Origin of the sequence: Nocardioides secundeburneus, from assembly GCF_039939255.1 — a bacterium.
GTDB lineage: Bacteria > Actinomycetota > Actinomycetes > Propionibacteriales > Nocardioidaceae > Nocardioides.
This window is the reverse complement of record NZ_JBDUUE010000001.1, coordinates 394,750-407,260: the sequence shown is the minus strand read 5'-3', so window position 1 is coordinate 407,260 and position 12,511 is coordinate 394,750. Positions and strand designations below refer to the sequence as shown.

General features: G+C 72.3%; 7 protein-coding genes. 5 read left to right on the top strand and 2 right to left on the bottom strand.

The window, feature by feature from the left end:
* Positions 1-12: 12 nt before the first annotated feature.
* The 3 genes from ABFT23_RS01825 (at position 13) to ABFT23_RS01815 (ending at position 4,582) form a co-directional block, all read left to right on the top strand.
* Positions 13-1,764 (top strand): CapA family protein, encoded by a 1,752-nt coding sequence (locus ABFT23_RS01825; RefSeq protein ID WP_347892148.1) that lies wholly within the window; start codon positions 13-15, stop codon positions 1,762-1,764.
* A 152-nt stretch (positions 1,765-1,916) separates the two neighbouring features.
* A complete protein-coding gene (locus ABFT23_RS01820; protein WP_347892147.1) occupies positions 1,917-2,252 on the top strand; it encodes a hypothetical protein in 336 nt (111 codons plus the stop codon).
* A 152-nt stretch (positions 2,253-2,404) separates the two neighbouring features.
* A complete protein-coding gene (locus tag ABFT23_RS01815; RefSeq protein WP_347892146.1) occupies positions 2,405-4,582 on the top strand; it encodes a glutamine synthetase III family protein in 2,178 nt (725 codons plus the stop codon).
* A gap of 28 nt (positions 4,583-4,610) precedes the next feature.
* Here ABFT23_RS01815 and ABFT23_RS01810 read toward each other — a convergent pair whose 3' ends face one another.
* The gene (locus tag ABFT23_RS01810) at positions 4,611-4,853 is read right to left on the bottom strand and encodes a DUF6458 family protein (RefSeq protein WP_347892144.1); all 243 of its coding nucleotides are present in this window, start codon (positions 4,851-4,853) and stop codon (positions 4,611-4,613) included.
* A 173-nt stretch (positions 4,854-5,026) separates the two neighbouring features.
* Between ABFT23_RS01810 and ABFT23_RS01805 the strand changes: the two genes are divergently transcribed.
* Positions 5,027-6,505 (top strand): glutamine synthetase family protein, encoded by a 1,479-nt coding sequence (locus ABFT23_RS01805; protein ID WP_347892143.1) that lies wholly within the window; start codon positions 5,027-5,029, stop codon positions 6,503-6,505.
* Positions 6,506-6,563: 58 nt separating this feature from the next.
* Here ABFT23_RS01805 and ABFT23_RS01800 read toward each other — a convergent pair whose 3' ends face one another.
* Complete coding sequence (locus ABFT23_RS01800) at positions 6,564-6,767, bottom strand: cold-shock protein (protein ID WP_347892142.1); 204 nt, start codon at positions 6,765-6,767, stop codon at positions 6,564-6,566.
* Positions 6,768-7,131: 364 nt separating this feature from the next.
* On the opposite strand from ABFT23_RS01800, the gene ABFT23_RS01795 reads away from it, so the two are divergent.
* The gene (locus ABFT23_RS01795) at positions 7,132-12,477 is read left to right on the top strand and encodes an alpha-L-rhamnosidase-related protein (protein WP_347892141.1); all 5,346 of its coding nucleotides are present in this window, start codon (positions 7,132-7,134) and stop codon (positions 12,475-12,477) included.
* Positions 12,478-12,511: the final 34 nt, after the last annotated feature.

The following is a 12,511-nucleotide window of genomic DNA, read 5'->3' as shown; positions in this document are numbered from 1 at the left end:
CACACTCGTCGTGTGCCCGCCCGCCCCGGACTCCTCACCGCGCTGCTGGTCGCCGCGGTCGCGGCCGGGTGCAGCACGCCGATCGAGCCCGACGGCGAGGTCGAGCGCACCGAGGCCACCGACGACGTCGAGCCCGGGGGAGCGTCGTCCGCGGGGGTCGACCGGACGCCGGCGCCGACCGGCAGCGTGACCCTGGCGTTCGCCGGCGACGTCCACTTCGAGGGCGCGCTCGCCGCGCTGCCGGGCCGGCCGCGGACGACGCTCGGGCCGATGTCGGCCGAGCTGCGCAGCGCCGACGTCGCGATGGTCAACCTCGAGAGCGCGCTCGGCACGGGCGGCAGGCGGGCGGCCAAGGAGAACGAGGACGCGTCGGCGCGCTACTGGTTCCGCAGCCCGCCCGCCGCGCTCGACCTGCTCGACCGCTCCGGGGTCGACGTCGTCTCGATCGCCAACAACCACGGCGCCGACTACGGCGTGGCCGGGCTCCGCGAGTCGTTGCGGATCGCCGAGGACAGCCCGGTCGCGGTGGTCGGCGCCGGCCGCGACGTCGCCGAGGCATTCACGCCGTACCGCACCGAGGTGCGCGGCATCGGCGTCTCGGTGCTCGCCGCCGACGCCTCGCCGCGCGAGAGCGCCGACCCGGTCTGGGCGGTGGGGCCGGGCACCGGCCCGGGGCTGGCCACCGCCCGCACGAGCGACCTGCGCCCGGTCGTCGCCGCCGTGCGTGCTGCCGACGCCCTGGGCGACGTCGTCGTGGTCTACCTGCACTGGGGCGAGGAGCAGGAGTCGTGCCCCACGACCGGCCAGCGGCAGATCGCGCGGGCGCTCGCCGACGCAGGTGCCGACGTCGTCGTCGGCACGCACGCGCACGTGCTGCAGGGCGCCGGCCTGCTCGGCGAGACATCGGTGGCCTACGGGCTCGGCAACTTCTTCTGGTATCACGGAGCCCGGTCCGAGACCGGCGTCCTGCGCCTGACGGTCGACGCCGACGGCACCACCGTCGCCCACGACTGGGTGCCGGCCCGGATCGCCGCCGAGGGCGGCGCGCCGCGACCGCTGGCCGGCGCCGCCCGGGCGACGGCGCAGGCGCAGTGGTCGCGGCTGCGGGCCTGCGCCGACCTCGCGCCACCCCCGGGCCCGGCCGCCCCCGCGCCCGACCCGGAGCCCCGGCGGATGCCCTTCACCTCGACGGTCAGCCGGATCGGACCGGCGATGGCGCGCCGGATGGCGACCACCCACGACCCGGCGACGTGCCCGGTGCCCCTGGCCGACCTGCGCCACCTCTCGCTCACCCACGTCGGCTTCGACGGCGGCTCGTACCAGGGCCGGATGATCGTGCACGCCGACGTCGCCGCCGACGTCGTCGAGGTGTTCGCCGCGCTCCACCGGGCGCGGTTCCCGATCGAGCGCATGCGGCTCGTCGACGCCTACGGGGGCGACGACGACCGGTCGATGGCGGCCAACAACACCTCGGGCTACAACTGCCGCACCGTGGCCGGGCAGAGCACGTTCTCCGACCACGCCTACGGTCGCGCCGTCGACATCAACCCCGTGCAGAACCCCTACGTGCTCGAGGGCGGCGACGTGCTGCCGCCGTCCGGTCGCCGGTTCGTGGCGGTCGACCGCAGCCCGGGCGCCCGGCTCGGGCGCGGCGTGATCGGCGAGGACGACGTCGTCACGCGCACCTTCGACCGGCTCGGCTGGACGTGGGGCGGGGCGTGGCGGTCGCCGGACTTCCAACACTTCAGCCGGCCCGATCGCTGATACGCTCGAGGTGTTCAGCGAGGTTCGGCATCCGTGCTGCCCCCCACTCCTCGCGGTTGTCGGGAACCTGTCGGGGGGCACCAGTGTCGTACGTCGTCGATCAACTCCGCGCCGAGCCGCTGCGCACCGGGTCCGCTGCGTCGCGGCCCACGATGCTCGAGCTCCACCTCACCGGCTGCGGCTCCTGGGTGCCCGGGCGGCTCACCCACGCCGGCCACGAGCTGATGTTCCGGCCGCGCCGCTCGCTCCTCGAGGTGCGCATGTCGCTCGACCTGCGCGACGTCACCCTGGTCGAGACCACCCGCGGCCGGTTCACCAGCACCGTCTCGTTCCGCACCCCGACCCACCTGCTGCGGCTGCGCGCCCGCTCGTCGCGCGTCGCCGCGCTGGTCGAGCAGCTCGCCACGCCCCGCCTCGTGCACGACGGCCAGCCCGAGGTGGCGCCGTCCGAGACCGTCACGCCCTGGGTCGCCCGCCGCGCCGGGTGATCGTCCGAGGGTGCCTGTGACCGACGTCACCGGGCGCCGGCGCCCCCTGACACGGCTCCGAAACGAGCCCGACACACGGAACTCCTAGGTTCGCGCCCAGGCGGGGGCGTCCGAGGCCACCGCCGGCCTCGGGACGAGCCAAGGAGCACCCCATGACCGCCAACCCCGTCCGCCTGCAGGCCATCGCCGCCGTCGAGGCCCACACGCCACCGCCGATCAGCTTCGACCCCGGCGAGGAGCCGGGTGAGATCTTCGGCAGCAACGTCTTCAGCCTCACGGCGATGCAGAAGCGCCTGCCGAAGTCGGTCTACCGCTCCGTGGTCCAGACGATCGAGAAGTCGACGCCGCTCGACCCCGACGTCGCGGACGCCGTCGCCTCGGCGATGAAGGACTGGGCGCTCGAGAAGGGCGCGACCCACTACGCGCACGTCTTCTACCCGCTCACCGGCCTGACCGCGGAGAAGCACGACAGCTTCCTCGACCCGGTCGGTGACGGCACGGCCCTGGCCTCGTTCTCGGGCAAGACCCTCGTGCAGGGCGAGCCCGACGCGTCGTCGTTCCCCAACGGCGGGCTGCGCAACACCTTCGAGGCCCGCGGCTACACCGGCTGGGACGTCATGTCGCCGGCCTACGTGCTCGAGAACCCCAACGGCAACACCCTGTGCATCCCGACGATCTTCATCTCGATGACCGGCGAGGCGCTGGACCACAAGACGCCGGTGCTGCGCAGCCAGCAGGCGATGTCGGTGCATGCCAAGCGCGTGCTCGAGCTGTTCGGGCACACCGAGCCCGACAACGTCGTCGCCTACTGCGGCCCCGAGCAGGAGTACTTCCTGGTCGACAGCCACTTCTTCCTCGCCCGCCCCGACCTGCTCAACGCCGGCCGCACGCTGTTCGGCGCCAAGCCGCCGAAGGGCCAGGAGTTCGACGACCACTACTTCGGTGCCATCCCCGAGCGCGTGCTCGGCTTCATGATGGACACCGAGCGCGAGCTGTTCAAGCTCGGCATCCCGGCCAAGACCCGGCACAACGAGGTCGCGCCGGGCCAGTTCGAGGTGGCGCCGATGTTCGAGCGGGCCAACGAGGCCTCCGACCACCAGCAGCTGCTGATGACCACGTTCAAGGCCGTCGCCAAGAAGCACGGCATGGAGTGCCTGTTCCACGAGAAGCCCTTCGCCGGCGTCAACGGCTCGGGCAAGCACGTGAACTTCTCGCTCGGCAACGCCGAGCTCGGCTCGCTGCTCGTGCCGGGCGACACCCCGCACGACAACGCGCAGTTCCTGGTGTTCTGCGCCGCGGTCATCCGCGCCGTGCACAAGTACGGCGGCCTGCTGCGGGTCTCGGTCGCGTCGGCGTCCAACGACCACCGTCTCGGCGCGAACGAGGCCCCGCCGGCGATCATCTCGATCTTCCTCGGCGACCAGCTCGCCGACGTCTTCGACCAGATCGCCAAGGGCGGCGCCACGCGCTCGAAGGAGAAGGGCACGCTGCTCATCGGCGTCGACACGCTGCCCGACCTGACCAAGGACCCGGGCGATCGCAACCGGACGTCGCCGTTCGCCTTCACCGGCAACCGGTTCGAGTTCCGCGCCCCCGGCTCGAACCAGACCGTCGCCGGCCCCATGGTCATGATCAACACGATCATGGCCGAGGCCCTCGACCACTGCGCCACCTACCTCGAGACCGCTCTCGCGGGCGGCACCGACTTCGACGAGGCCGTGCAGACGCTGCTGAGCGACATCGTCGCCGAGCACGGCGCGGTCATCTTCAACGGCAACGGCTACTCCGAGGAGTGGCCGGTCGAGGCCGAGCAGCGTGGCCTGAAGAACCTGCGCACCACCGTCGACGCGCTGCCCGAGCTGATCACGCCCGAGGCGATCGAGCTCTTCACGACGTACGGCGTCTTCAGCGAGGGCGAGGCCCACAGCCGCTTCGAGGTCGGCTGCGAGCAGTACGTGCTCTCGGTCGCGGTCGAGGCCAACACGGCGCTCGAGATGGGCACCACCACGGTGCTCCCGGCCGCCATCCGCTACCAGACGGAGCTCGCGCTCAACGTCACGGCACTCGCCGACGCCGGCATCACGGCCGACCGGACGATGCTCGAGGCCGTCACCGGGCTCGTCGGCTCACTGACGTCGTCGCTGGCGACCCTGAAGGAGGCCGTCGGGCACGAGCACGCCGAGGACCCGCTCGAGACGGCGACCTTCGCACGCGACGTCGTCCTGCCGGCGATGGCCGCCGTCCGGGACGCCGCCGACGAGCTCGAGGGGCTCGTCGCCGACGACCTGTGGCCGCTGCCGACCTATCAGGAGATGCTCTACATCCTCTGACCGGACAACGCGCCCCGGACGGTGCTGCTCAGTAGTTGGTCGTCTTGTTCTCGTGGACGGTCTGGCTGCCGTCCGGGTGGGTGACCGTCTGGACGTTGCGGGCGCGGCGCCCGCTGTTCCAGGTGATCGCGGTGATGGCGATGAGGACGACGCCGACCGCCGTCATGATCCAGCCGACCATCGTCAGGTCGATCCCCTGGACGGTGTCAGTGACGGCCAGCGCGAGGACGAGGCCCACGACGACGAGAAAGCCGCCGAATCCGTATCCCATGATGTGCTCCTTCAAGGTGGGGTGCGCTCCCGAGCGGCGCGGGACGGCTTGGTCCCTCCTGTCACCATGACGCGCGGGACGCGGGGGTAGATCACCCTTGCGGGCGGCATCCGGGCACCCGCGCGACCCTCGCGGGTGGACCGGCGCGCCGTCCCCGGTTGCTACAACGGGGGATGTCCACCGAGCTGACCGCCCATGCCCTCGTCCGTCTGCTCGGCAAGCCCGCCGCCGACTTCGGCTGCGACGACCTCGTCGACGCCATCGAGCGGCTGGGTCTGCGCCAGGTGAACCTCCGCTACGTCGGCGGTGACGGCCGCCTCAAGACCGTGGCCTTCGTGCCCGCGTCGCGCGAGCACCTCGTCGAGGTGCTTACCCGCGGTGAGCGGGTCGACGGCTCGAGCGTGTTCGCGGACGCCGCGGTCGAGGACAGCGACGTCTACGTCGTGCCCCGCTACCGCACCGCGTTCCTCAACCCGTTCGGCGAGCAGGGCTCGCTCGACCTGCTCTGCAGCTTCTACCGCGCCGACGGCTCGCCCCTGCCCTACGCCCGCGAGCAGCTGGTGCGGCGGGCGGCGGAGTCGCTGACGCGGCACACCGGCCTGGTGCTCGAGGCGTTCGGCGAGCTGGAGTACTACCTGGTCGGCGACCCGGACCCGCTCTTCCCGGTGGAGCCCGAGCGCGGCTACCAGGAGTCGCCGCCGTTCTCGAAGGGGCAGGCGGTCCGCGAGCAGGTGCTGCACCACCTGGCCTCGATGGGGATCCGGCTCAAGTACAGCCACGGCGAGGTCGGCAACATCGGCGAGGCCGAGCGTCAGCTCGTGCAGCACGAGATCGAGCTCTGGCCGGTGCCGGTCGAGGAGGCCGCCGACGCGCTGGTCCTCGCGAAGTGGGTCGTGCGCGAGGTCGCCCACGCCCACGGTCTCGAGGCGACCTTCGCGCCGTCGGTCAGCGGCGACGGAGCGGGCAACGGGCTGCACGTGCACAGCCGGCTCGTCCGCGACGACGTGAACGTGCTCGTCGACGACGAGGGTGCGCTCACCGACACCGGACGCCGTCTCGTGGCCGGCTACCTGAACGCGGCGCCGGCCCTCACAGCGCTGGCCAACACCGTGCCGACGTCCTACCTGCGCTTCTCCGACGGCGACGAGTCGCCCGAGCGCATCTGCTGGGCCGAGACCGACCGGACCGGCCTCGTGCGGATCCCGCTCGCGTGGGGCGGCGGTGTGCTGCCGGCGATGCTCGCGCACGCCAACCCCCAGCACCCGCCGGCGCAGACCGAGCTCGCCCCGCACCCGCAGACCGTCGAGCTCCGCCTCGGTGACGGCTCGGCCGACGTCCACCTCCTGCTCGCGGGCATGGCCGTGGCCGCCCGCCGCGGGTTGTCGGCGGTCGACGGCCCGCAGGACGCCGAGCGCCTGAACGCCGACCACCACGACGACTTCGACGAGCTGCCGTCGTCGTGCGGGGCCTCGGCCGTCGCCTTCGAGGTCGCCCGCGCGATGTTCGAGGAGGACGACGTGTTCCCGCCCGAGCTCGTCGACGCGATCGTTGCCCGGCTGCACGCCCTCGACCGCACGGCGACGCCGAAGAAGATGGCCAAGCACCCGGACCTGCGGGAGAAGCTGGTGCGCCGCTACTGGCACGTCGGCTGAGACGCGAACCGGGCCCCGACCGCGTCGCGGTCGGGGCCCGGTCAGGGGTGGTGCTACGTCAGATGACGTTCACGTTCTCGGCCTGCGGGCCCTTGGGGCCCTGCGTGACGTCGAACTCGACCTTCTGGTTCTCGTCGAGCGACTTGTAGCCGTTGCCCTGGATGGCGGAGAAGTGCACGAAGACGTCGGCGCCGCCGCCGTCCTGGGCGATGAAGCCGAAGCCCTTGTCGGCGTTGAACCACTTGACGGTGCCCTGAGCCATGATCTGATCCTTTTCGTTCTCGCTCCGGGCACGGTGCCCTGGAGCCGCTGAAGACATCCACCACCTGTGCTGATGTCCAGCGAACCGAAGACCAGAAGTACGAGACACGAGCCGCGACTGTGGCACGGCCAGGACGACCGGGGTCGTCCCTTCAACACGACCAGGGTAGCCCGTCGGCGGGCGAACCCGCCATCCGTGGCCCACGGCCGCCCTCGACGCGCGTCGGATGCGTGTCCGGATGTGGCCACGCGCCGACCCTTGCGGGTCCGGTGTGACGGCCGTTACGTTTCCGGGACGAGTCGTTGGAACGTTTCATCAGGCGTCGTCCTGCGGTCCGGCTCGTCCCGTCGTCGAGGAGAAGTCCGTGGTCCGTCGTCCCCTGTCCTTGCCGCTCGTCGTCGTGGCCCTGCTCGTCGGACTGACCGGCGCCCTGGGTGCCGTGCCGGCCCAGGCGTCGCCGGCCCCGGCGGCCCCGGTCGTCGACGCGTCGCCCGAGCAGAAGGCACCGCCGCGCGTCTGCGGCTCGTCGTTGAGCTCGCTCACCGACAAGGTGGTGCTGCTCGGTCTCCCGCCGGCCGGGAGCGCGGGCGCGTCGTCGTACGACGGCGGGTACCTCGCGCCGGCCCGGGCCTCGGAGTGGACCGACTACACGCTCGAGGGTGACGCGACGACGTCCAACACGCTCGCGGTCTCGTTCCGGCAGACCGGTCCGTCGGGCGGCAACAACGGCCCGTCCGTCCAGTTCGCGGCCGGGCAGAACACGCTCGGCCCGCTGCGCCTGAACAACGGCGGCTGGGCCGCCGACGGCACGATCGCCCTCCCGGCCGGCACGCTGACGCCGGGACAGACGTTCCACTTCGCGATCGCCGTCGTCGGCCAGCAGGTCACCGTCACCGTCGACGACGTCCAGGTCGCCCAGTACACGCGTCCCTGGCTGCCGGCGTCCGGCACGATCGGCGTCCGCGTGTCCGGCGCCGAGACCGGCACGCTCGACAACCTGGTCGTGCGCAAGGCCGACGGCACCTACCTCTACGGCGACGACTTCGACGACCGCGCCGCGGGCGCGGCCGGCGCGAGCGCCGCCGGCTACGACGGGCTCGCGGTCGCCGAGACGTGCACCGTGCCCGACTCGCCCGACGACGCCTACTGGATCTGGGGCTCCGACCCGACGTCGCTCAACACCTGGGCGGCGTTCCGCAAGACCTTCACCGTCGACGACGTCGACGCGCTGCCCGCCGTCGTCAACGCCCGCATCGCCGCCGAGACGAAGTACTGGCTCTACGTCAACGACGAGCTGGTCGTCTTCGAGGGCAGCGTGAAGCGCGGACCGAACCGGCAGGACTCCTACGTCGACAACGTCGACCTGCGCCCTCACCTCGTCGACGGCGACAACACCGTCGCGATCCTGGCCGTCTCCTACGGCCGCGGCGGCTACGCCGGGCCCTACTCCGGCCGGGCCGGGCTGTTCTTCGAGGCTCCCGACGTCGACCTGCGCTCGAACGAGACCTGGAAGGCGACCAAGGTCGGCGCCTACGGCCGCATGGCGGTCGACGTGAACTACCGCCTGGCCGAGCCCAACGTCCGCTACGACGCGCGTGCCGAGCCCGACGGTTGGGCGGACTGGACGTCGCCCGGATTCGACGACACCGACTGGCCCGCCGCGATCACCTCGGGCAACGAGGGGTCGGCACCGTGGAACCTCCTCGTCGACCGCCCCATCCCCCTGCTGAAGTACGACGCCGAGCCGACCGCCGTCCCGGTCACCGACCCGGCGGTGAAGACGACGACGAGCGGCGGGGTGACGACGTACGAGTACCGGATGCCGGTCAACCACCAGCTCACGCCGTACGTCCGCCTCGGTGCCGGCACCCAGGCCGGTGTCACCGTCGGGCTCAAGACCGACCACGCCACCGTGCGCGGAGGAGGCATCGAGCAGGCCGTGCAGGCCGAGTACGTCACCAAGGCCGGCGCCCAGGAGTACGAGTCGCTGATCTGGATGAACGGCGACAAGCTGTTCGTCGTCGCGCCCCAGGGCGCCGTGGTCGAGGCGATCGGCTACCGCCTCTCGGGCTACGCCAGCGAGTTCGACGGCAGCTTCACCTCCGACGACCCCTACCTCGACAAGCTCTGGCGCATGGCGCGCGACACCCTCTACGTGACGATGCGCGACTCCTACATGGACTGCCCCGACCGCGAGCGCTCGCAGTGGTGGGGCGACGCCACCAACGAGCTCGAGGAGGCGTTCTACGCCCTCGACCCGGCCGCCACGGCCCTGGCCCGCAAGGGCATCACCAACCTCATGGGCTTCCGCAACGGCGACCTCATCCCCACCCAGGCTCCGGCCGCGACCTTCTCCGAGCTGCCCGCGCAGTCGCTCGCCGCCGTGATGAGCTTCTGGATGTACTACGAGTACTCCGGCGACGCCACCGCGCTCGACGAGACCTACGAGCCCAGCGTCGCCTACCTGCGCACCTACGACATGGACGCCGACGGGCTGCTGAAGCACGACCACGGCGGCACCTGGCACTGGCACGACTGGGGCTACAACGAGGACGGCCGCCTCATCGACACCCTCTGGTACTACATCGCGCTCGAGTCGACGATGAAGTCAGCCGCCACCCTCGGCGTCCCGGCCGATGACCCGGCCGTGGCGTTCCTGCAGGAGCGGGCGACGTCCATCGAGGACAACATCGAGAAGCTCTGGGTGCCGGGCAAGGGCTACTACGAGTCCACCGGCGACGGCCGCGCCGACGACCGCGCCAACGCCCTCGCCGTCTACGCGGGCCTCGCGAAGCCCGAGCACTACGAGACGATCCGCGACGTCCTGGTGAACATCCAGAAGTCCAGCCCCTACATGGACAAGTACGTGCTCGAGGCGCTCTACCTGATGGGCGACCCCGACGCCGCCATCGCCCGCATGAAGGACCGCTACGCACCGATGGTCAACGACCCCGACCACTCCACGCTCTGGGAGTTCTTCGCCGGGCCCGAGCAGGACGCCGCCGGCACCTTCAACCACGCCTGGACGGGCGGGCCGCTGACCATGCTGAGCCGCTACGGCGCCGGCATCCAGCCGATCACGCCCGGCTTCGCCGAGTTCGCCGTCCGGCCGCAGCTCGGCTCGCTGAAGACCGTGAACGCCGACGTGCACAGCGCGAACGGCGAGATCGCCGTCGCGATCGACGCTCGCGACGCGACGAGCTACCTGCTCGACGCCACCGTGCCGAGCGGCACGGTCGCCGAGATCCACCTGCCGACCATCGAAATCGGCGACGTCGTCGCGAACGGCGACGCGCTGTCGACGGCGACGCCGGGCGTGCTCGGCATCGAGGTCGTTGACGGCGAGACCGTCGTCCGGGTCGCGGCGGGCGCCTGGTCGTTCGCCGTCGCCTCGCCGCCGGCGTCCGTGGTCCTGCCACGGCTCGGCGCCGTGGCGCCGGGCGAGACGCGTCCGGGCGTCGTGACCGTGCAGAACACCGGCACCACCGCGATCGACGCGGTCACAGCCGAGGTCGAGGTGCCCGGCCTGGTCGAGCCCACGACGCTCACCGGTGGTCCCGTCGCCGTCGGCGCCAGCGCCGAGCTGACCTTCCCGGTCGAGGTGCCGCAGGGCGCCCGCAGCGGCGCGGCGTACGACGCCACGGCCGACGTCACCGTGACCAACGCCGGCTCCGACCGCGCGTTCTCGGCCACGACGACGTCGTTCGTCACCGTCGCCGCCGACGTCGCGGTCGACACCGTGACGGTCGGCGCGCGCGAGGGCGACTACCCACGCACCGGACAGTGGCTGGTCACCGCGACCGTCCGCAACAACGGTGCCCAGCCGGTCACCGGCCGGTTGCGGGCGCGCTCGGTCGCCGGTGTGCTCGAGGCCGGGGCGCCGTCCGCGCTGGTCACGGTGCCCGCCGGCGGCTCGCTCGAGGTGCCGGTGACCGTGCACGGCGGCGGCCGCTACGGCCTGCCGATCATGCAGTCGGTCTCGGTCGACTTCGTCGACCGCGGCTCGGTGCTGGCGAGCGCGACGAGCGCCGACCGGGTGAAGTGGTACGGCCCCAAGGGCCAGGGCTGGAGCACCACCGGGGCCGGCGCGGTCCCGGGAGCCACCGACTTCGTCGACCTCGGCGACGGCGGCACCGGCACCACCGGCAACACCCCCGCCAACGTGAGGCCGGGGCCGACCGAGCTCGCCCACGACCTGCAGTGGAGCTATCGCCCGACCATCCCGGTCGGCGGCACCAACACCGAGGGCGGTCTGACCCGGCGCTTCCCGTGGTCACGCGACGGCAGCTGGTTCTCGGTCGACGTCGCCGCCGAGCAGGGCGAACCGTTCGTGCTCACCCTCCGCGAGACGGCCGACACCGCGGCGCCCGGCTCGCTGTCCGTCGTGCAGACCAAGCCGAAGGCCTACACGATCCTTGTCGACGACGTGGCCGTGAAACAGGTGCGCTACCTGGTGCCCAACGAGGGCGTCGTCGGCAACACGCTGGCCAGCTACCAGGTGCTCGTCGACGACCCGGCGGTGCTCGACCCCGACGGCGACGGCACGGTCACCGTGAAGTTCCGCTACTCCGGCGGCGACGACCAGTTCTACGACCCGTCGCTCACCGACGTGTGGGTCTCGCGCCCCGAGGCTGCGCCGGCCGACGGCAACGCACCCACGGTCTCGGCCGCGCCGGCCGACGGCACGACCTACGGCAACAACGGCTGGATCACCGCGCCCACCACCCTCGAGGTGACCGCGGTCGACGACGTCGACGCCACCCCGACGGTGCGCGCCGGGCTGGACGGCGCCCCGCTCGCCGACTACACCGGCCCGGTCGCGGTGGCCACCGACGGTGAGCACACGCTGCGGTACACAGCGACCGACGCGGCGGGCAACACGTCGTCCGAGCAGTCGCTCACGGTCAAGCTCGACACGAACAAGCCTGTGCCGTCGTTCGGCGCCTTCCCCGCCGGTAACATTCGGCTGGACAGGCTGCCCGCCGAACCTGAATGCGCCGCCACCGACGCGACGTCCGGCGTGGCGACGTGCTCCCAGACCGGGTACTCGCGGGCGCTCGGCACGCACACGCTGACCCAGACCGTCGTCGACAACGCCGGTCACCGGGCGCGGGCGTCGCTCACCTACACGGTGCTGCCCGCCGCCCCGCCCGTGGACCCGCCGACGCCGCCGGCCGCGCCGGTCGTGGTGAGGGTCAAGCTCAACCAGGACCGGGCCCGCCTGGCCCGTGGCACCCGCCTCCGGCTGGAGGACGGCGTCTACCTGAGCAACGGCCGCGCCACCTACGCCGGCGGCGTCGTGTGGCGCTCGTCGAACCCCAAGGTCGCCACCGTCAACGCCTCCGGCGTCGTGCGGGCCCGCAAGCCGGGCACCGTGCGCATCACCGCGACCGCCGTCCGCCCGGGCGCCGGCGGCCGCACGGCGGCCGCCACGGCGAAGGTCACCGTGGTGAAGAAGCGCGTGCCGGTGAAGGTCCGACGCGTCGCTGCCGCCGTCCCGCGGTCGATGCGCGTCGGGCAGACCGTCTACGTGACCGGCCGCTACGCACCCTCGCGCGCCACCGGGGTGAAGGTGACCTACCGCTCGTCGGCTCCCGGCGTCGCCACGATCGACGTCGCCGGCCGGCTGGTCGCCCGCAGGCCGGGCGTCGTGACCGTCATGGTGAGGGCCGGCGGCACCGCCGGGTCGTTCCGGGTGGTGGTGCGGTAGCCGCCAGGAGTGGGTCGTCGTCGTCCGGGTAGGA

Coding starts and splice junctions, on each gene's coding strand:
- ABFT23_RS01815 (WP_347892146.1), top strand. CDS start 2,405: ATGACCGCCAACCCCGTCCGCCTGCAGGCCATCGCCGCCGTCGAGGCC.
- ABFT23_RS01820 (WP_347892147.1), top strand. CDS start 1,917: ATGCTCGAGCTCCACCTCACCGGCTGCGGCTCCTGGGTGCCCGGGCGG.
- ABFT23_RS01800 (WP_347892142.1), bottom strand. CDS start 6,767: ATGGCTCAGGGCACCGTCAAGTGGTTCAACGCCGACAAGGGCTTCGGC.
- ABFT23_RS01810 (WP_347892144.1), bottom strand. CDS start 4,853: ATGGGATACGGATTCGGCGGCTTTCTCGTCGTCGTGGGCCTCGTCCTC.
- ABFT23_RS01805 (WP_347892143.1), top strand. CDS start 5,027: ATGTCCACCGAGCTGACCGCCCATGCCCTCGTCCGTCTGCTCGGCAAG.